Below are 20,633 nucleotides of genomic sequence, written 5' to 3' on the forward strand. Positions count from 1 at the left end.
AGTTGCCCGCGAACGCTGTAGTAGTAATGAGTGACCTGTCCGTCAGGATCGACAGCCTCGGTGATGTCGCCCTCGGCATTGCGCCGATAAATCCAAACCGCATCGCCACGCGAACGCCGATGCAGGAAACCGTTGCGATACTCGTAGGACGTTGGCGTATCCGCTACAGGAATCAGCGCGATCAGTCGTCCGACATCGTCATAGCGGTACTCGGTGATAGAACCCAGCGCATCCTGTTCAGCGATCAACCGTCCCTGATCGTCGTAGGCCTTGAGTTGCTCGCCACCGTCCGCCTCGACCTTGCGCACCAGTCGCGCACGGTCGTCGTGAACGTAAACTTCTTCGGTGCCATCGACGTAATGCACCGCCACACTGCCGTCGTCATCCCAGACGTAACGCGTGTCCATCTGCGAAAACGACGCCCAGTGCCGCACGCAACGTGCAGCCTTGCCAGCCCGTTCCCATTCCCAGAAAAAACTCGCACCACCGGTCAGCTGTCGCTGCAGAATGACGTGCGCATCGTCGTAGTCGTAGCGCTCGCTTTCATCTAATGCATTGGTTGCCGCCAACAAGCGCTGACGCGCGTCGTGGCAATAGCGAACGAGGATTTGCTCCGTCGCCCATTCAGCGTTTTGCAAACTTTGGTAATCAACCGCGATGAGTTGCGCGCGGTCGTAACGCAGCAATAAGGAGCGACCGGCACCGTTATCCAGTCGCTGAACCCTGTCAGACCGATCGCGATGCACCGTCAGACGATTGCCATAGGCATCGCTGATCGACGTCAGACGCCCGGCCCGAAAGTGGTAAAACCGCGCCGTTTCCCCAGCCAGCGCGAGGATCAATTCCTCCGGCTCATCCCCAAGAAAAATCGCCGCCCGCGACAAACTGTTGTGAATAGAAGGCCGCTCAACATTCGGCAGCGGAAACCGCGTGCGCCGATTCTCGTGATCGACCCAAACAACCGAGTCGCCATCAAATTCCAGCCGATGCGTCAGCGAATGGCTCCAGCCAAACCCCAGGCCGACATCGATTTCCACCGCACTGGTGCGATACAACCGAGTGAATTCAAACGGCAACACGCCATCAAGCACGCCATCAGTCAGCGTCAGCAGTTCCTCGCCAGTGACCATCGACACCGGACAGCCGTTGGTGCAGGTACGCGGTACACAATCAGCGCTATCCCCATTTGGATTTTTCGCCTGATCCGAAGCGTCATCGTGAGGCTCATGACGCTCCATTCGCGTGGCGCCCTGCGACTTGTCCCGCGCAATCGGCGCCGGGTTTGGCACCGTCAACACCACTTCATCTGCCTGCCGAATGTTCAGCGGAATCGACGGCGTCGGCTTCAACGGCACATCACGCGCACTCAGCATCAACGGTCTCAGCGCGCCCGCATGCTGGGTCAGCTCCGGCGCAGAGGTCAGTTCAGCCAGGCGCAACGCCGAGGCCGCCAGCCATTCCCGCGCCCGTGGCGATTTGATCTTTGCCAGCACTTTGCTGCTCAGGCGCAGCGGCACGCCGACGCCACCCGACACCCGCATCAGCAGGAAGCTGATCAGCAGTTCGACGCGCACCTCAGCCACGACTTCGGCCAGATACTGCGGCGGCAGCATCTTCAGCCAACTGGTGAACGCGGCCAGATGAATGAACATCAGCGGCTCATCGCTGAGCATCAGCAGTGCATTGGCGATCGCGTCGCTGGAGGTTTGCAGCAGGGCTTCAAGCTCGGCGGCGCTGAGGTATTCCAGGAGCTTTTCGCTGTTGGCCTGCAGATCGGCGAGGAGGGCGAACAGTTGCTTGATGTCGTCCCAGACACCGTTCAGCGCTTTCTCGAATCCGCGCCAATCCGCCCGTTGCAACTGCCGGTAACGGTCAGAAAATCCGGCGTTGGAAAACTCCGCCCACAACGGCTGAAAACCTGTCCACTCGGCACGCAACCAGCGTTCGAGGTCACCGAGAATGCTTTCGTAGGAGTCATACAACTCACGAACATGCGCAGTGGAAACATCGGGAAAGAAGGTGATGCGATAACGCTGGCCCCGATCGCAATCGGTCACCTGCAATATCCCGCTCGGGCCGATCGTATGGCGCAGCGCTTCGCCGAAGGTCAGGACACCGCCGACGTCGCCAATCACCGGTTCGAGCGTCACCGGGGTGTTGCCGATCGGTACGAAGCGGGCGGCTTCGAACATGTGCACCAGGGTCAAAGATCCGCTGGCGGGGCACATGACTACGGATGAGCTGATCGGTTTGCGGGATTTGATCGGGGCGCTGAGGCGTACGTCGTTGCCGACGGTAAACACCTGCTCGACATCCAGCGCTGTGCCCGTCCAGTATTGTTCGGCCCAGGCCTCGTAATTATTGAGGCACAGGCGAAATTCGCCGATCAGGGTTTCGAAATCCGGGTGATCCGGGTTCAGTGCGGCAACTATCAGCAGGCCAATGCTGTTGTTCAGGGCCAGTAGCCGATCGGGTTGAAACATTCGCAGTCGCTCGCGCACATCAAGGAGGAGCACGGACTTTGCGGGGGATCAGTAAGGAAAGAAGTCGGCCAAGTAGGTGATGCCTGTAGGACGTTTCGCTAAATATTCGCGAGTAGTTCATCGGCGCAACAGACATTGCCCGTTGCTCAATGTCTGTCGCGCTCGTTATGCTGCTGAACCCTTTAATCAGATCCGAGCAGCGGCGCGATGCCGCCTGGGATGTCTTTGAAAACGGATCCGATGATGAATGCAGCGCTGAAGGCGTTCGGCCCGATCAAGGCCGTGATTTTCGATATGGACGGTTTGTTGCTCGACACCGAAGGCATTTACACCGAGGTCACGTCGCTGATTGCCCAGCGCTACGGGCGCACCTTCGACTGGAGCGTCAAACAGAACATCATCGGTCGCGGTGCCAACGATCTGGCCAATTACGTGGTGCAGGCGCTGGATCTGCCGATCACCGCCGATGAGTTCTTGGAGATCCGCGAGCCGTTGATGCGTGAGCGTTTCCCGAAAGCGCAGGCGATGCCGGGCGCCGAGGAGCTGATTCGGCACCTCAAGGCGCACAACATTCCGATCGCCGTGGGCACCAGTTCATCGCGTCAGTCGTTTGGTCAGAAAACCACGCTGCACCGCGACTGGTTTGCGTTGTTCGATTTCATCGTTACCGCAGACGACCCGGAAGTCGGCGCAGCGAAACCGGCACCGGATATCTTCCTGACGGCAGCTCGACGTCTCGGCGTCGCGCCTGAGGATTGTCTGGTGTTCGAGGATTCGCCGTTTGGCGTGACCGCTGCGAAAGCCGCCGGCATGACCGCGATTGCGATTCCGGACGCCGCCATGGCTGATGAAAAATACGCACACGCGGACGGGATTCTTCGTACGTTGAAAGCCTTCACCCCGAGTGCTTGCGGTTTGCCGGCGCTGAAATGGGCGTAAACGCTTGAGACAAAAAAACGCCGCCGCTCTGTGAAAAGAGCGGCGGCGTTTTTCGTTCCGGCTTTGAGGTATCAGGCGCCAAAACCACCGTCGATGGTCAGGCTGGCACCGGTGATGTAACCGGCTTCCGGGCCTGCCAGGTAGGCGACGAAGCTGGCGATTTCTTCGGCTTTACCGTAGCGGCCGACGGCCATCAGCGGGATAAGGCTTTCGGCGAAATCGCCGTGCGCCGGGTTCATGTCGGTATCGACCGGGCCAGGTTGCACGTTGTTGACGGTGATGCCGCGTGGGCCGAGATCGCGGGCCAGGCCTTTGGTCAGACCGACCAGCGCCGATTTACTCATCGCATATACACCGCCGCCAGCGAAGGGCATGCGGTCGGCGTTGGTGCTGCCGATGTTGATGATGCGCGCACCTTCGCCCATGTGTTTGGCTGCTTCTTGCGAAGCGATGAACACGCTACGAATGTTGATCGCCACGGTCTGGTCGAAGTCTTCCAGTTTGAAGTCTTCCAGCGGTGCGACCGCCAGCACTCCGGCGTTGTTGACCAGAATATCCACTCGGCCAAACGCTTCGACGGTGGCGCTAACGGCGTGGCGGATGGCGGCGGCGTCGGCGCTGTCGGCCTTGATCGCCAAGGCTTTGCCACCGTTGGCGGTGATGCTGTTTTGCAACTCTTCGGCTTTGGCGGTGGAGCTGACGTAAGTGAAGGCTACTGCAGCGCCTTCAGCGGCCAGACGTTTGACGATGGCAGCGCCGATACCGCGGGAACCGCCTTGAATCAGAGCGACTTTACCGCTGAGGTGTTGAGTGGTCATGTTCGATCTCCAGAGTGTTCAAGGCGGGAATGCCTTGCTATTGGTGGCGAGTATCGACTTGGTATCGACAACTGTGTAGACCATGATTGCTATAGTCTGTGTAAACCAGAAGTTTATAGTGGTGATCATGGAATCCTTTAGCAGCATCGAATGCTTCGTGCGCAGTGCCGAGGTCGGCAGCTTTGCCGAGGCTGCACGGCGCTTGAGTCTGACCCCGGCGGCCGTTGGCAAAAGTGTTGCCAAACTTGAGGTGCGGCTCGGTGTGCGGCTGTTCCAGCGTAGTACACGCAGCCTGACGTTGACCGAGGCCGGGCAGCTGTTTTTGAATCAGGTCAGTGGCAGCCTGACCACCATTCAGAATGCCGTGGCCAATCTGTCCAGTGTCGAAGGGCTGCCAGCGGGAACGCTGAAAGTCAGCATGGGCGCCGCGTTTGGTTGTTTGCACATCGTGCCGATGCTCGGTGAGTTTTTGCAGCGATATCCAGCGATCAGTCCGGACTGGCATTTTGATAATCGCCAGGTTGATCTGATCGGGCAGGGGTTTGATGCGGCCATTGGTGGCGGCTTCGATCTGCCGCAAGGCGTGATCGCGCGTAAGTTGAGCCCGGCGCACCGGATATTGGTGGCGTCTGCCGGTTATTTACAGGCCAATCCCGAGATTACTGAGCCGGATGACCTTAGCCATCACGACGGGATTCTGATCCGTTCGCCGCAAACCGGGCGCGTGCGTTCTTGGCAGCTGACCGGACGCGATCCGCAGAACTGTCGGCCATTGATGCTCAAGGCGCGCATGACCCTGAGCGATTCCGAAGCTGCGTGCGCGACGGCGGCGCAAGGGTTGGGGATTGCGTTGGTGAGCATGCCGTTTGCGGTGGGGTATCTGGAATCGGGTAGCTTGCAGCGGGTGTTGCCGGAGTGGTTTGTCGATGATGGCAATATTTCGGTCTACTACGCCGAGCATAAGTTGTTGCCGGGGAAAACCCGGGCGTTTGTGGATTTTTTGATTGAGCAGTTTGCGGAGCGGGGATTGGCGCGGCGGTTTAGTGCGATTTGAGCAAACTTGATACCGAGGCGCGGCCTTCGCGAGCAAGCTCGCTCCCACAGGGTTTTGCGTTGTGCGCAAAATCTGTGGGCAACTCAGAACCTGTGGGAGCGAGCTTGCTCGCGATGAACGATAACGCGGTCTACCGGGCAAACCGCCCCGGCCAGCCAATGATGTTCTTCGGCCGCGGCGTCGCGTAAGTCCGCACCTTCGACGTCGACAAGCCCAACCGCACCAGCGATTCCGCAATCGTCACCGCCGCCGTCACGCCATCCACCACCGGCACGCCGGTACGACGACGAATCTGCTCATCCAGCCCGGCCATGCCGCCGCAACCCAGGCAAATCACCTCGGCCTTATCCTGCGTCACCGCCAGTTCGGCCTGATGCACGATCGCTTCCAGCGCACGCTGCGGCTCGTGTTCCAGTTCCAGAACCGCCAAACCACTGGCTCGCACCGAAGCGCAACGATCCCACAGCCCCGACAATTTCAGCCGATCCTCGATCAGCGGCACGGTGCGATCCAGCGTCGTCACCACCGAGTACGCATGGCTGAGAAACATCGCCGTACTCGCCGCCGCGTCGGTGATGTCCACCACCGGCACGTTGAGCAATTCCTGCAAACCTTCGCGACCATGTTCGCCGTAACCGGCCTGAATCACCGCGTCGAACGGTTGGTCGTAGGCCATCACCCGATCCATCACGGCAATCGCGGCGAGGTAGCTTTCGAAGTTGCCTTCAATCGAGTCGGCGCCGAAAAACGGCGTCAAGCCAACGATCTCGGTACCCGGTGACGCGACGGCCTGCGCCGAGCGGGCGATGGCTTGGGTGATGGACTCGGTGGTGTTGACGTTGACCACGAGAATACGCATGGGAAATCCTTATAGCGGGCAGTTCTGCGGCCCGACATCCGGGCCGCGAGGGAAATTAATGGCAGACGTTGTCGACCGCGATCGACTCGCCGCTGACGTCGGCGTAGTGCGGTTCGCGTTTGGCGATGATCAGGTAGAGCATTCCGGCGATGCCGGCACCGATCAGCCAGGAGAACGGCGAGACGCTGTGGAAACCCGGCACCAGCGCCAGCACGATGGCGATCAGTGCCGCTGGAATGAACGCGGCAACGGCGCGCAGGTTGATGCCACGGCTGTAGTAATACGCGCCGTTCGGGTCTTCGCTGTAGAGCTGCGGCACGTTGATCCGGCCTTTGCGGATCAGCCAGTAGTCGACCATGATCACCCCGTACAACGGGCCGAGCAGGGCGCCGAGGCCGGACAGGAAATACACGATCACCAGCGGGCTGTTGTAGAGATTCCACGGCAGGATCAGCACGGCGATGGTCGCGCTGATCAGCCCGGCGCGGCGGAAGGTCAAGTATTTCGGCGCCAGGTTGCTGAGCACGAAAGCCGGGGCGACGAAGTTGGCCATGATGTTCACCGCTACGGTGACGATCAGGAAGGCCAGGCAACCCAGTACCAAAAAGAACGTATTGGGAATCGACGCGATGATTTCAGTCGGGCTTTCGATGATTCGGCCATTGATCTGAAATTGCGCGCCACAGAGCAGGACGGTAATCGCGGCGAACACCAGAATATTCACCGGCAAGCCCCAGAAGTTTCCTACCTTGATGGTCTTGCGGCATGGCGAAGAGCGGGCGAAGTCACAGAAATTGAGGATCAACGTGCCGTAGATCGCCAGCCACAACGCGCCGCCGGCAAAGATGTTGCGCCACATCTCGCCACCGGTCAGCGGATCGCGGGTCGACCAGGCGATGGTCGCGTTGGCCTGGAAGTACATCCATGCGGCGAGGGCGGCGACGGTCAGCAGAATCACCGGCCCGGCGAACGCCTCGTAGCGGCGCACCATTTCCATGCCGTAGGCGAGAATCGCCAGTTGCACGAACCAGATCGCCACGAACGATGCCCAGCCCAGCGTCGACAGACCGAGGATCGAGTTGTGGTCGTATTCGGCGAAACCGGGATGCACTGCCGTGAGCAGCACTCGTAGGACTACTGACGCCAGATACGTCTGAATGCCGAACCAGGCGATGGCGATAACCGCCCGGATCAATGCAGGGATTTGCGCACCGTGAATGCCGAAACTGATCCGGCTGATCACCGGAAACGGCACCCCGGTTTTTTGCCCCATGTAACCGGACAGGTTCATGAAGAAGTACACCAGCGCCGCGCCGATCCCCAGCGACAGCAAAATCTGCCAGCCACCCAGGCCCAACGCGTACAAGCCGATGGCGAAGGAGTAGTTGGCGATGTTGTGCACGTCGTTCGTCCACAAAGCGAAGATGCTGTATTTGCCCCAGCGTCGACCTTCGGCCTTGGTCGGCGCGAGGTCGCTGTTGTGCAAGCGGGGGCTCAGTTGTAACGGTTCGGCCAGACCGTCGTAGGACGACGGTTGATCGAGGGCAGAGGCGGGCAGATTCAGCGCGATGTTATTGGAGAGACTTGTACGCATTCCGGCAGGCTCCTGATGTTCAGCGCCGCGATGACTGTGCTTAAGCCGTCAGGCTCGACAAATCTTCGTCGTGGCAGTGAAACATCACTGGTTACGGGGCATCTGCAGCCTGTACGGGATAGGGCGCTTCAGGCTTGCGGATCGAAAGTGTGTTTATGTTTTGCAGTTTTGTATACAAAACATGTATGCACTAAAGCCAGATTTGTGCCAGTTACTGATCTATGGACGGCGTTGCTCATTTCGAAAAGTTATCGAGGAGCGCTAAGTGACTGAAATGTGGTGATTAAAAATTGACCGATTGAACAGGTATTTATTTTCGGTGGGGGATTTGGGCGGGGAGCAAAAGCGTGGGGATTTCGGAGGGGATGTAACCTTTCAGGGCGCGGAAACAAAAAAGTGCACACACAAATGGCACCGATGGTGACATTCGTGTGTACACATTTTTTCAAGATCAAAAGATCGCAGCCTGCGGCAGCTCCTACATGGGAATGCGGTCACCTGTAGGAGCTGCCGCAGGCTGCGATCTTTTAGCTGTTGGACTTACTGATGATATTCCCCGCATGCAGCCCGCATTCTTTCTGCGTCGCTTCTTCCCACCACCAGCGGCCTTCGCGCTCGTGCTGGTTCGGCAGGACAGGGCGGGTGCACGGTTCGCAGCCGATGCTGATGAAACCGCGCTCATGCAGGCTGTTGTACGGCAGCTCGAGCATGCGGATGTAACCCCAGATCTCTTCGCTGGTCATCTGCGCCAGCGGGTTGAACTTGTACAGGGTGCGTTCCGGAGTAGAGAACGCCGTGTCGATTTCCATCGCTGCCACGGCACTGCGCGTGCCCGGGCTCTGGTCGCGGCGCTGGCCGGTGGCCCAGGCTTTGACGCCGGACAGTTTGCGCCGCAGCGGTTCGATCTTGCGGATGCCGCAGCATTCGCCGTGGCCGTCCTTGTAGAAACTGAACAGGCCTTTTTCCTTCACGAACGGCTCCAGTTTCGTGTAGTCCGGCGACACCAGTTCGATGTCGATCTTGTAGTGCTCGCGCACTTGATCGATGAAGCGGTAGGTCTCCGGGTGCAGGCGGCCGGTGTCGAGGCTGAACACCTTGACGTTCTTGTTGAGTTTCCAGGCCATGTCCACCAGCACCACATCCTCGGCGCCGCTGAAAGATATCCACAGGTCATCACCGAATTCGGCAAAGGCGAGTTTGAGAATGTCTTGCGCGGATTTGTTGGCATAGGTCGTGGCGAGTTCCACGACGTCGAACGTTGCACTCATCAGGGCGGCTTCCTACAGGTCGGTGGCGCTGGGCGCTCTATATGGGGCCGATGGTAACAAAAAGCTGCGCGGCTCGGGGCGCGCTGTGCGTTGCGCGAGTGGATTTGAGTCGCTAGAGTTCGGCCTCGCTCGACTCAAATAATCAATACAAACGGGAGTGTCTTGTGGAAATTGCTTGCCTGGATCTTGAAGGGGTGTTGGTGCCGGAAATCTGGATCGCCTTCGCTGAAAAAACCGGAATCGACTCCCTCAAGGCCACCACCCGGGACATTCCCGATTACGACGTGCTGATGAAGCAGCGTCTGCGCATCCTCGACGAGCACGGCTTGAAGCTCTCCGACATTCAGGAAGTGATCGCCACGCTGAAGCCGCTGGACGGCGCGGTGGAGTTCGTCAACTGGCTGCGCGAGCGCTTTCAAGTGGTGATTCTGTCGGACACGTTCTACGAGTTCTCGCAGCCGCTGATGCGCCAGTTGGGCTTCCCGACGTTGCTGTGCCATCGTCTGATTACTGACGAAACCGGGCGGGTGACCAGCTATCAGTTGCGTCAGAAAGATCCGAAGCGTCAGTCGGTGCTGGCGTTCAAGAGCCTGTATTACCGGGTGATTGCGGCGGGGGATTCGTATAACGATACGACGATGCTGGGCGAGGCGGATGCGGGGATTCTGTTCCATGCGCCGGAGAATGTGATTCGCGAGTTTCCGCAGTTTCCGGCGGTGCATACCTTTGCTGAGTTGAAGCAGGAATTCCTAAAAGCCTCCAACCGCGACCTCAGCCTGTAAGCCTGGCTAAATGATCGTTCCCACGCTCTGCGTGGGAATGCCTCAACGGACGCTCCGCGTTCGGCTTTGAATGGGACGCGGAGCGTCCCGGGATGCATTCCCACGCGGAGCGTGGGAACGATCATTACTCAGAGGTTTTGCAGGGTTTCGAGGAGGATTCTGACTTTGGTGATCGACTCCTGATACTCAGCCTGCCAGTCCGAATCCGCAACAATCCCGCCACCGCCCCAGCAGCACACCTGCCCATCCTTGACCAACAGACTGCGAATCGCGATGGAGCTGTCCATCTCGCCGCGCACGTCGAGGTACAGCAACGAACCGCAATACAACCCGCGCCGGGTCGGCTCCAGCTCATCAATGATCTGCATCGCGCGAATTTTCGGCGCGCCGGTGATCGAGCCGCCGGGGAAGCTGCCGGCGATCAAATCCAGTGCGTCGCGGTCGTCCGCCAGTTCGCCGGTGACGCTGCTGACCAGGTGATGCACGTTCGGATAGCTCTCCAAACTGAACAACTCCGGTACCCGCACCGAACCAATGCGGCAAGTGCGGCCGAGGTCGTTGCGCAGCAGGTCAACGATCATCAGGTTTTCCGCGCGATCCTTGGGGCTGGCCAGCAGTTCGGCGGCGTTGGCCGCATCTTCGGCTGGGGTCAGGCCTCGGGGGCGGGTGCCTTTGATTGGGCGGGTTTCCACTTGGCGCTGGCTGACTTTGACGAAGCGCTCCGGCGACAGGCTTAACACCGCGCCACCGTCAGGCAGGCTCTGGAAACCGGAGAACGGCGTCGGGCAGGCTTCGCGCAATGCGCAATAGGCCAGCCACGGATCGCCTTGGCACTGAGCGCGGAAGCGTTGAGCGAAGTTGACCTGATAGCAATCGCCGGCCTGGATGTAATGTTGAATGCGTTCGAAGGCCTGACGGTAATCGTCGGCCGAGAGGTCAGCGGCCATCGGGTTGTTGAGCTTGAACGGGGTTAAAGCACTAACGACTGGCTGCGTGAACAACAAAATCAGCCGCTGTTGCTCGCTGTCGATCACGGACGGGTGAAAGACCAATTGGCTGGTTGACGTCTGGTGATCGCTGATCAGCGCCCAGTCGTACAGGCCGAAACGTGCGTCAGGCAATTGCAGATCATCGCGGGCCTGGCTTGGCAGGTTTTCCAGATGTCGACCGAAGTCGTAGCTGAGGTAACCGATCAAGCCGCCGGCGAATGGCAACTCGAAACCTGCAGGCAAATCAGCCTCGCCCAAATGCTGCAAATTGTCGCGCAACCGCTGGAGGAAATGACTGCCGCTCTCGTCCGGCAATACGGCCAGTTGTTCCAGCGGCCAGGCGCTGAGCAGGTCGTACCGACCACGGTCGGCGCTCGGCCGGCCACTGTCGAGCAGCACGGCGCCGGGCGCGTGGCGGATGGCCGCGAAGTAGTCGGCGGGATTGGCACGGTAGGGCAGCGGGTGTACGGAACAGGTCAACATGGGCGGGGCAGATCGGCCGTTGAGGCGGGGTGGGGATTGTAGTCCTCTCCGATGCCAGATCAAAGTCAAAAGCCACCCCCTCACCCCAGCCCTCCCGAAACGTCGGACCGCCCCCAAGGGGGCGAGGGGAAAGGGAGCAGATTGGGGTTTTACTGTTCGTTCCCACGCTCTGCGTGGTAACGCCGCCATGGACGCTCTGCGTCCACTGTGACGCGGAGCGTCACGGGATGCATTCCCACGCAGAGCGTGGGAACGATCATCGGGGGAGATCAACCCTCGACGGCGGGAATATGCCCAAACATTTCCTGAGTAAACGCCACCCGCTCTTCAGCCGTCTCGACCACCCCACGCGCCTTCAGCTCTTCCAGCCGCGCCTCAACCGCGTGCGTACGCAACGTCAGCCCACAATCATTGGCGATCTGAATATTCAACCCAGGCCGCGCGTTCAGCTCGAGAATCAGCGGGCCTTTCTCCTGATCCAGCACCATATCCACGCCGATATACCCCAACCCACACAGCTCATAACAGCCCGCCGCGAGTTTCATGAAACCGTCCCAGTAGGGCAGTTGCACGCCGTCCACCGCGTTGGTGGTGTCGGGGTGTTTGGTGATGATGTTGTTCAGCCAGGTGCCGCGCAGGGTCAGACCAGTGGCCAGATCGACACCGACGCCAATCGCGCCCTGGTGCAGGTTGGCCTTACCGCCGGATTGCCGGGTCGGCAAACGCAACATCGCCATCACCGGATAACCCATCAGCACAATGATGCGGATGTCCGGCACGCCTTCATAACTGATGCTTTTGAAGATCTGATCCGGGGTCACGCGGTATTCGATCAGTGCACGGTCACGGTGGCCACCCAGCGAGTACAAACCGGTGAGAATGCTCGAGATGTGGTGCTCAAGCTCCTCGTGGTCAACAATCTTGCCCGACACCGTGCGATAACGGCCTTCGAAACGGTCGGCGACGACGATGATGCCGTCACCGCCGGCGCCCTGCGCCGGTTTGATCACGAAGTCGCTGCGCCCGCCGATGATCTCGCCGAGCTTGTCGATTTCCTTCTCGGTGGAAATCACGCCATACAATTCCGGCACGTGGATGCCGGCCTCGATCGCGCGTTCCTTGGTGATGATTTTGTCATCGACGATCGGGTACAGGCTGCGCTTGTTGTACTTGAGCACGTAGTCGGCGTTACGCCGATTGATGCCCATGATGCCGCGCGCTTCCAGCGCCTTCCAGGTCTTCCAGAAACCGAACATCAGGCGTCAGCCTTCTTCAGGAAAGCCTTGAAGCGCACCAGTTCGGTCAGGCGGTAGCCGCGATAACGACCCATCGCCAGCATGAAGCCGACCAGAATCAGCAGGATCGCCGGGAAGGTGAACACGAAGTACACCAGCTCCGGCACGGTCATGATCAGGTGCGCCAGGGACGCCGCGAACAGCGTGCCGATCGCAACTTTCATCGCATGGCTGGCGCCGCGTTCTTCCCAGGTGATCGACAGGCGTTCGATGGTCATGGTCAGAATCACCATCGGGAACAGCGCCACGGACAAGCCGCGCTCCAGGCCGAGCTTATGGCTGAACAGGCTGATCGCCGCGATCAGCACCACGACAAAGGTCAACACCACCGAGAGTCGCGGCAGCATTTGCAGCTTCAGATGTTCCAGATAGGAACGTAATGACAGGCCCAGCGCCGTGATCACGGTAAACAGCAAGATACCGAAGCCCAGTTGCGTCTCGCGGAAGGCGAGGGCGATCAGTACCGGGGTGAACGTACCGAGGGTCTGCAGGCCGATCAGGTTGCGCAGGATCAGAATCACTAGCACGCCGATCGGGATCATCACCATGATCATGAAGGTCTGCTGGGTCTGCAGCGGCAAGCCGTACAGCGAGTATTCGAGGAAGTTGGCGTCGGTATTCTCGTCGGTCAGCTTGGCCAGACGAATTGCGTTCATCTCGCTGTTGTTCAGGCTGAAGGTCACATTGGCTTTCTTGCCGCCGTCGACGGTGATCAGGTTTTCATCGCCGGTCCACCACAGCAGGCGGTCGGTCGGCAGGCCTTGCTCGCCGGTTTCCGGGTTGAAATACAGCCAATCGTTGCCGTTGAAGCTGCGCAGCCACAGTTCGGGCATTTGCGGTTGATCAGCGACGAGGCGGATGGTGTGGACTTTTTCCACCGGTACGTGGGCGATGGACAGCAGCAATTCGACGATTTTGGCTTTGTGCGCAGTCGACGGATCGCCGGCCAGCAGCAGTTTCACATTGTCGTCGTTGAGGTTGTTGACGCGTTTGATCGCTTCGCCGATGAAGGTCTCGACGTCGGCGGAGTGTTGGCGAATCGGTGCGAGCAGGGCCTCGGCAGCGATTTTTTCCGGGCCTTCGATGGCTATGCTGTCGCGGAAGGTCGGGCCTTTGACCTTGGATTTTTCCGCGGTGTAACGCTTGGTCAGCACCAGACGGTAATAAAGGGTCTGGTTGCCCTTGGCGCGACGTGCCGACCAGGTGACCTTGCGGTTGCCGTCGACACGGTTCACCGCGACGCCGTAGTTATTGGAAATAAAACTCTCATTGAGGCTGACGTAATCGCGGCTCAGCGGCGGTACGAACATCTGGATCTTTACCGGATCCTTGGTGCTGGCGACGAACTCGACTTTGGCGTCGATGTTCCACAAGTCGTCGGTCGCATCTTCGGTCACCGGGATGCCGAGTACGAAAATCTGATAGGCCGTAACCGAAACGCCCAGTAACACCAGAATGGTGATCAGGATTTTCAGGTGGAAGGTTAGAGAACGCATGGAAATTACTCGGCGGTATGAGCGGCGATGGTGCAGGCGGGTTTGCCGGCAGCGTATTTAAGACTGGGGTCGACCAGCGCGTCGAAGCGTTTCAACGCTTCGGAGCCGATCAAAAGCGGGTATTGGAACGCACTTCGGTCGGTCAGGTTCACTTCGATGCTGCGCATCGCCGTGCCCATGCAGATATCCAGCTCGATTACCGGACGGGCGGTGTACTTCTTGCCTTCTTCCGGGTCGTAGTCGCCGGCGCGGCGTTTGATTTTGCTGACGCGGGCCAGTGGCCGTTCGATCGGGTGCGAATGCGCCGCGTCGATCGCCAGGTAGAAACGTACCCAGGACTCACCGTTGCGTTTAAAGCGTTTGATGTCGCGGGCGCTCAGCGAGGCGGTTTTTGCGCCGGTGTCGAGTTTGGCCGCGACTTCGAGATTGATGCCGTCAAGCGAAGCGTATTCGTTGAGGCCGTACACGGTTTTTTCCCCCGCGGCGGCGAGGCCGGGCAGGCAAAACAGGGCAAAGAATGTGGGAAAAGGCTTGAGTCTCATAAATCCTGGTGCGCAGCGTTCCGTGGTCGGTTCAGGTGCCTGGCAAGACTTGCGCAAGCGCCTGCGTGTGCCTGGCAGCTTTTTATGACAAGCCGTACAAATGGCCAGCAAATGCGGGCGGCATTCTAGCACGGTGGTTTTATGGCGCCAGCGCTGGGGGCGGTCTATACAAGATCCAAAGATCGCAGCCTTCGGCAGCGCCTACACTGATCCCTGTAGGAGCTGCCGAAGGCTGCGATCTTTTAAGGTTATTAGACGATTGTCGACAATACCCATTTATCCTTTGACTGATTCGGCTGAATTAGCTAGTTTTTGCCGCATTGGATTTAAAGGTGTCGACAATCATGCTGGATCAACTCGATCCCCCGGTCATCAACGGTGACGATTCCGAGACGCTCTCGGAAAACGTCTTCCGGCGTATTCAGGCGGCCATCGTCAAAGGCGAGATCGCCCCGGGCAGCAAAATCTCCGAGCCGGAACTGGCGCGCACTTACGGCATCAGCCGTGGACCGTTGCGTGAGGCGATTCACCGACTCGAAGGCCAGCGCCTGTTGGTGCGCGTCCCGCACGTCGGCGCGCGCGTGGTCTCGCTCAATCATGCCGAGCTGATCGAACTCTACGAAATCCGCGAATCCCTCGAAGGCATGGCCTGCCGTCTGGCGGCCGAGCGCATGAGCGTCGAAGAAATCGACGAACTGCGCCGGGTGCTGGAAACCCACGAGCGCGACGCCGCGTTTCAGGCCGGCGTCGGCTACTACCAGCAGGAAGGCGATTTCGACTTTCACTACCGGATCATTCAGGGCAGCGGCAACCGCACGCTGACGCAGATGCTCTGCGGCGAGCTGTATCAACTGGTGCGCATGTACCGCATCCAGTTTTCCACCACGCCGAACCGCCCACGCCAGGCCTTTGCCGAACACCACCGGATTCTCGATGCCATCGCCGACCGTGACGGCGAGCTCGCGGAATTGTTGATGCGCCGCCACATCGGCGCCTCGAAACGCAACATCGCCCGTCATTACCAGGACGGCGCCCACAATAAGACAGCCACTGAACGAGGTGAGTCATGAGTTCCAAGCACAGCACTCCAGGCCAGCGTTTCCGCGATGCGGTCGCCAGCGAGCATCCATTGCAAGTGGTCGGCGCGATCAACGCCAACCACGCGCTGCTGGCCAAGCGCGCCGGTTTCAAGGCGATCTACCTGTCCGGTGGCGGGGTGGCCGCAGGCTCGCTCGGCGTGCCGGATCTGGGCATCACCGGTCTGGATGACGTGCTCACCGACGTGCGCCGCATCACCGACGTTTGCGATCTGCCGTTGCTGGTCGACGTCGATACCGGTTTCGGCTCGTCGGCGTTCAACGTCGCGCGCACGGTGAAGTCGATGATCAAGTTCGGCGCGGCGGCGATTCATATCGAGGATCAGGTCGGCGCCAAGCGCTGTGGCCACCGTCCTAATAAAGAGATCGTCAGCCAGCAGGAAATGGTCGACCGCATCAAAGCCGCCGTCGATGCGCGCACCGATGACAGCTTCGTGATCATGGCGCGTACCGATGCGCTGGCGGTGGAAGGTCTGGAATCGGCACTGGATCGCGCCGCCGCGTGCATCGAGGCTGGCGCTGACATGATCTTTCCGGAAGCCATCACCGAGCTGGAGATGTACAAACTGTTCGCCAACCGTGTGAAAGCGCCGATTCTGGCCAACATCACCGAGTTCGGCTCGACGCCGCTGTACACCACCGAGCAACTGGCCGGCGCCGACGTGTCGCTGGTGCTGTATCCGCTGTCGGCGTTCCGCGCAATGAACAAGGCTGCGGAAAACGTCTACACCGCGATCCGCCGCGACGGCACGCAGCAGAATGTCATCGACACCATGCAGACTCGCATGGAGCTTTACGATCGCATCGATTACCACACGTTCGAGCAGAAGCTCGATGCGTTGTTTGCACAAAAGAAAGTCTGAATCAAACCCTGTGGGAGCGAGCTTGCTCGCGAAGACGGACTGACATCCAGCATTGATGTCGACTGATCCAGCGCTTTCGCGAGCAGGCTCGCTCCCACCAGTTTTCCCCATACAAATTCAAGAAGATTGGAGAACACAATGGCCGAAGCAAAAGTACTCAGTGGCGCCGGGCTCCGTGGCCAGGTTGCCGGGCAAACCGCACTGTCCACCGTGGGCCAGGCCGGTGCCGGGCTGACCTATCGCGGTTACGACGTGCGCGAACTGGCCGCCGATGCGCAATTTGAAGAAGTCGCGTACCTGCTGCTCTACGGCGAGCTGCCGACCCAGGCGCAACTCGACGAATACCAAGGCAAGCTGAGCAAGCTGCGCGACCTGCCGCAAGCGCTGAAAGAAGTGCTCGAGCGCATCCCCGCCGACGCCCACCCGATGGACGTGATGCGCACCGGTTGCTCGTTCCTCGGCAACATCGAGCCAGAGAAAGACTTCTCCGAGCAGCGCGACAAGACCGACCGCTTGCTCGCCGCATTCCCGGCGATCATGTGCTACTGGTATCGCTTCAGCCACGACGGCAAGCGCATCAACTGCGTGAGCAGCGAGCCAACCATCGGCGGCCACTTCCTGCACCTGCTGCACGACAAGAAGCCAAGCGAACTGCACGTCAAAGTGATGAACGTGTCGCTGATCCTTTACGCCGAGCACGAATTCAACGCCTCGACCTTCACCGCCCGCGTTTGCGCCTCGACGCTGTCCGATCTGTATTCCTGCGTGACCGCCGCCATCGGTTCGCTGCGCGGTCCGTTGCATGGCGGCGCCAACGAAGCGGCGATGGAAATGATCGAACGCTTCTCGTCGCCGGAAGACGCGATCAAAGGCACCCTCGGCATGCTCGAGCGCAAAGACAAGATCATGGGCTTCGGCCACGCGATCTATAAGGACAGCGACCCGCGCAACGAAGTGATCAAAGGCTGGGCGAAACAGCTGGCTGATGAAGTCGGTGACAAGGTGTTGTTCCCGGTTTCCGAAGCCATCGACAAGACCATGTGGGAGCAGAAAAAACTCTTCCCGAACGCCGATTTCTACCATGCCTCGGCGTACCACTTCATGGGCATTCCGACCAAGCTGTTCACGCCGATCTTCGTCTGCTCGCGCCTGACCGGCTGGGCTGCGCACGTCTTCGAACAGCGCGCCAACAACCGCATCATCCGCCCAAGCGCCGAGTACATCGGCGTCGAACAGCGCAAGTTCGTGCCAATCGAACGTCGCTGAAATGGTGACGCTGCCACACAGGTAACTGGATAAACCGGAAACCCATGTGGGAGCGGGCTTGCTCGCGAAAGCGGTGTATCAGTCGACACATTCGTTGAGTGACATTCCGCATTCGGGAGCAAGCCCCCTCCCACAGTTGACCGAGTTGAATTCATTGCCGGTGTCGCGCCCACCCTTTGCAACCACCGTGCCCCGAGTCCTGACCCGATGAACACAGAATTCCGCAAAACCCTGCCCGGCAGCCCTCTGGATTATTTCGACGCCCGCGCGGCGGTCGAAGCGATTCAGCCCGGCAGTTACGACACCCTGCCGTACACCTCCCGCGTGCTGGCGGAAAACCTCGTGCGTCGCTGCGACCCGGCCACGCTCACCGATTCGCTCAAGCAACTGATCGAACGCAAACGCGACCTCGATTTCCCGTGGTTTCCGGCGCGGGTGGTCTGTCACGACATTCTCGGCCAGACCGCGCTGGTCGACCTCGCTGGCCTGCGCGACGCGATCGCGTTGCAGGGTGGCGACCCGGCGCAAGTCAACCCGGTAGTGCCGACGCAACTGATCGTTGACCACTCGCTGGCCGTCGAGGCCGGTGGTTTCGATGCCCAGGCGTTCGAGAAAAACCGCGCCATCGAAGACCGGCGCAACGAAGACCGCTTCCACTTCATCAACTGGACGAAAAAGGCCTTCAAGAACGTCGATGTGATCCCGCCGGGCAACGGCATCATGCACCAGATCAACCTGGAGAAAATGTCGCCGGTGATTCAGGTGCGTGAAGGCGTGGCGTTCCCCGACACTTGCGTTGGCACCGACAGTCACACGCCGCACGTTGATGCCTTGGGCGTGATCGCCATCGGCGTTGGCGGCCTCGAAGCCGAGAGCGTGATGCTCGGTCGCGCGTCGTGGATGCGTCTGCCGGAAAGCGTCGGTGTTGAACTGACCGGCAAGCTGCAACCGGGCATCACCGCCACCGACATGGTGCTGGCGCTGACCGAATACCTGCGTAAACAGAAGGTCGTCGGCGCCTGGCTGGAGTTCTTCGGCGAAGGCGCCGCTGCGCTGACCCTCGGCGACCGCGCAACCATCTCCAACATGGCCCCGGAATACGGCGCCACCGCAGCGATGTTCTACATCGATCAGCAGACCATTGATTACCTGAAACTCACCGGTCGTGAAGACCAGCAAGTGCAGCTCGTCGAGCAATACGCCAAGCTGACCGGCCTGTGGGCAGACAGCCTGAAAGGCGCGCAATACGAGCGCGGTCTCACTTTCGATCTGTCTTCGGTGGTGCGCAACATGGCCGGCCCGAGCAACCCGCACGCCCGCGTCGCGACCTCGGATCTGGCGGCCAAAGGCATCTCCGGTCAGTGGGAAGAAGTCCCCGGGCAAATGCCTGACGGCGCGGTGATCATCGCCGCCATCACCAGTTGCACCAACACCAGCAACCCGCGCAACGTCATCGCCGCTGGCCTGATCGCGCGCAACGCCAACAAGCTCGGCCTGACCCGCAAACCGTGGGTGAAATCTTCGCTGGCGCCGGGTTCGAAAACCGTTGCGCTGTATCTCGACGAAGCAGGGCTGACCACTGAACTGGAGCAGCTCGGTTTCGGCGTCGTCGCCTTCGCCTGCACCACGTGCAATGGCATGTCCGGCGCGCTCGATCCGGTGATCCAGCAAGAGATCATCGACCGCGATCTGTACGCGACTGCGGTGCTCTCGGGCAACCGCAACTTCGACGGCCGCATCCACCCGTACGCCAAGCAAGCGTTCCTCGCGTCGCCGCCGCTGGTGGTGGCGTACGCCATCGCCGGCACCATCCGTTTCGACATCGAAAAAGATGTGTTGGGCGTGGTCGACGGCAAGGAAATCCGCCTGAAAGACATCTGGCCAAGCGACGAAGAAATCGACGCCGTGGTGAAGTCTTCGGTCAAGCCTGAGCAGTTCCGTCAGGTCTACATTCCGATGTTCGCCGTCCACGAAGACACCGGCCCGAAAGTCACGCCGCTGTACGACTGGCGCGAGATGAGCACCTACATTCGCCGTCCGCCGTACTGGGAAGGCGCACTGGCCGGCGCACGTCCGCTAAAGGGCATGCGCCCGCTGGCGGTGCTGCCCGACAACATCACCACCGATCACCTGTCGCCTTCGAACGCGATCATGCTCGACAGCGCCGCTGGCGAATACCTGGCGAAAATGGGCCTGCCGGAAGAGGACTTCAACTCCTACGCAACGCACCGTGGCGACCACCTGACCGCGCAGCGCGCGACCTTCGCCAACCCGAAACTGTTCAACGAAATGGTCGTGGAAAACGGCAAGGTCAAACAGGGTTCGCTGGCGCGGGTCGAGCCGGAAGGCAAGGTCATGCGCATGTGGGAAGCCATCGAAACTTACATGGAGCGCAAGCAGCCGCTGATCATCATCGCCGGCGCCGATTACGGTCAGGGATCGTCCCGCGACTGGGCGGCGAAAGGCGTGCGTCTGGCCGGTGTCGAGGCGATTGCCGCTGAAGGGTTCGAACGCATTCACCGCACCAACCTGGTGGGCATGGGCGTGCTGCCGCTGGAGTTCAAAGCAGGCACCGACCGTCACACCTTGGCCATCGACGGCAGCGAAACCTACGACGTGATCGGCGAGCGCAAACCGCGCGCGGACCTGACGCTGGTGATCCATCGCAAGAACGGCGAGCGCGTTGATGTGCCGGTGACTTGCCGTCTGGATACCGCTGAAGAAGTGTCGATCTACGAGGCCGGCGGCGTGTTGCAACGTTTCGCTCAGGACTTCCTTGAAGAGTCGGCGGTTGCCGTTTAAATC

The 20,633-nt window shown here is 60.0% G+C and carries 16 protein-coding genes; 7 read left to right on the forward strand and 9 right to left on the reverse strand.

Going from position 1 to position 20,633, the window contains the following annotated elements:
• Positions 1–2,483 (reverse strand): DUF6531 domain-containing protein (locus ACIP1X_RS19170; protein WP_400754285.1); only part of this gene is annotated, 2,483 nt, incomplete at its 3' end.
• 243 nt (positions 2,484–2,726) lie between these two features.
• On the opposite strand from ACIP1X_RS19170, the gene ACIP1X_RS19175 reads away from it, so the two are divergent.
• On the forward strand, positions 2,727–3,422 hold the full coding sequence (locus ACIP1X_RS19175) for an HAD-IA family hydrolase (RefSeq protein WP_400754288.1): 696 nt from the start codon (positions 2,727–2,729) through the stop codon (positions 3,420–3,422).
• A 71-nt stretch (positions 3,423–3,493) separates the two neighbouring features.
• Here the strand turns inward: ACIP1X_RS19175 and ACIP1X_RS19180 are convergent, their stop codons facing one another.
• Positions 3,494–4,240 carry a 3-oxoacyl-ACP reductase family protein gene (locus tag ACIP1X_RS19180; protein ID WP_053116857.1) on the reverse strand — a complete coding sequence of 249 codons (747 nt, stop codon included), beginning with the start codon at positions 4,238–4,240 and terminating at the stop codon, positions 3,494–3,496.
• Between the two features lie 127 nt (positions 4,241–4,367).
• Between ACIP1X_RS19180 and ACIP1X_RS19185 the strand changes: the two genes are divergently transcribed.
• A complete protein-coding gene (locus ACIP1X_RS19185) occupies positions 4,368–5,294 on the forward strand; it encodes a LysR family transcriptional regulator (RefSeq protein ID WP_400754291.1) in 927 nt (308 codons plus the stop codon).
• Positions 5,295–5,424: 130 nt separating this feature from the next.
• Here ACIP1X_RS19185 and ACIP1X_RS19190 read toward each other — a convergent pair whose 3' ends face one another.
• The 3 genes from ACIP1X_RS19190 to ACIP1X_RS19200 all read right to left on the reverse strand — a co-directional run bounded on the left by ACIP1X_RS19190 (position 5,425) and on the right by ACIP1X_RS19200 (position 9,015).
• On the reverse strand, positions 5,425–6,153 hold the full coding sequence (locus tag ACIP1X_RS19190) for an aspartate/glutamate racemase family protein (protein WP_400754293.1): 729 nt from the start codon (positions 6,151–6,153) through the stop codon (positions 5,425–5,427).
• A gap of 55 nt (positions 6,154–6,208) precedes the next feature.
• Positions 6,209–7,747: an NCS1 family nucleobase:cation symporter-1 gene (locus ACIP1X_RS19195; protein ID WP_212550379.1), complete on the reverse strand. Its 1,539-nt coding sequence runs from the start codon at positions 7,745–7,747 to the stop codon at positions 6,209–6,211.
• A 527-nt stretch (positions 7,748–8,274) separates the two neighbouring features.
• Positions 8,275–9,015, reverse strand: a complete 741-nt coding sequence (locus ACIP1X_RS19200) for a phosphoadenylyl-sulfate reductase (protein WP_129391383.1) — start codon at positions 9,013–9,015, stop codon at positions 8,275–8,277.
• A gap of 164 nt (positions 9,016–9,179) precedes the next feature.
• Here ACIP1X_RS19200 and thrH point away from each other — a divergent pair, with 164 nt between their 5' ends.
• Positions 9,180–9,797, forward strand: a complete 618-nt coding sequence (gene thrH / locus ACIP1X_RS19205) for a bifunctional phosphoserine phosphatase/homoserine phosphotransferase ThrH (protein WP_016986256.1) — start codon at positions 9,180–9,182, stop codon at positions 9,795–9,797.
• Positions 9,798–9,925: 128 nt separating this feature from the next.
• On the opposite strand, the gene pabB is transcribed toward thrH, so the two are convergent.
• The 4 genes from pabB to ACIP1X_RS19225 all read right to left on the reverse strand — a co-directional run bounded on the left by pabB (position 9,926) and on the right by ACIP1X_RS19225 (position 14,602).
• On the reverse strand, positions 9,926–11,269 hold the full coding sequence (gene pabB / locus ACIP1X_RS19210; protein ID WP_400754298.1) for an aminodeoxychorismate synthase component I: 1,344 nt from the start codon (positions 11,267–11,269) through the stop codon (positions 9,926–9,928).
• 269 nt (positions 11,270–11,538) lie between these two features.
• Positions 11,539–12,525 carry an alpha-L-glutamate ligase-like protein gene (locus ACIP1X_RS19215; RefSeq protein WP_053116864.1) on the reverse strand — a complete coding sequence of 329 codons (987 nt, stop codon included), beginning with the start codon at positions 12,523–12,525 and terminating at the stop codon, positions 11,539–11,541.
• Positions 12,525–14,060, reverse strand: coding sequence for an inactive transglutaminase family protein (locus ACIP1X_RS19220; RefSeq protein ID WP_159815415.1), 1,536 nt, complete (start codon positions 14,058–14,060; stop codon positions 12,525–12,527). The genes ACIP1X_RS19215 and ACIP1X_RS19220 overlap by 1 nt, the downstream gene beginning before the upstream one ends.
• A 5-nt stretch (positions 14,061–14,065) precedes the next feature.
• On the reverse strand, positions 14,066–14,602 hold the full coding sequence (locus tag ACIP1X_RS19225; RefSeq protein ID WP_053116866.1) for an ATP-dependent zinc protease: 537 nt from the start codon (positions 14,600–14,602) through the stop codon (positions 14,066–14,068).
• Positions 14,603–14,949: 347 nt separating this feature from the next.
• Here ACIP1X_RS19225 and ACIP1X_RS19230 point away from each other — a divergent pair, with 347 nt between their 5' ends.
• From ACIP1X_RS19230 to acnD, 4 genes are all read left to right on the forward strand, one after another.
• A complete protein-coding gene (locus ACIP1X_RS19230) occupies positions 14,950–15,672 on the forward strand; it encodes a GntR family transcriptional regulator (RefSeq protein WP_172680069.1) in 723 nt (240 codons plus the stop codon).
• The gene (gene prpB / locus ACIP1X_RS19235; RefSeq protein WP_400754301.1) at positions 15,669–16,562 is read left to right on the forward strand and encodes a methylisocitrate lyase; all 894 of its coding nucleotides are present in this window, start codon (positions 15,669–15,671) and stop codon (positions 16,560–16,562) included. Before ACIP1X_RS19230 ends, prpB begins: the two co-directional genes overlap by 4 nt.
• Positions 16,563–16,700: 138 nt before the next feature.
• On the forward strand, positions 16,701–17,828 hold the full coding sequence (prpC, locus tag ACIP1X_RS19240; RefSeq protein ID WP_053116868.1) for a 2-methylcitrate synthase: 1,128 nt from the start codon (positions 16,701–16,703) through the stop codon (positions 17,826–17,828).
• Between the two features lie 207 nt (positions 17,829–18,035).
• Positions 18,036–20,630: a Fe/S-dependent 2-methylisocitrate dehydratase AcnD gene (acnD, locus tag ACIP1X_RS19245; RefSeq protein ID WP_053116869.1), complete on the forward strand. Its 2,595-nt coding sequence runs from the start codon at positions 18,036–18,038 to the stop codon at positions 20,628–20,630.
• Positions 20,631–20,633: the final 3 nt, after the last annotated feature.

The sequence above is a fragment of the Pseudomonas sp. NPDC088885 genome (assembly GCF_044750025.1).
Taxonomy (GTDB): Bacteria; Pseudomonadota; Gammaproteobacteria; order Pseudomonadales; family Pseudomonadaceae; genus Aquipseudomonas; species Aquipseudomonas rustica.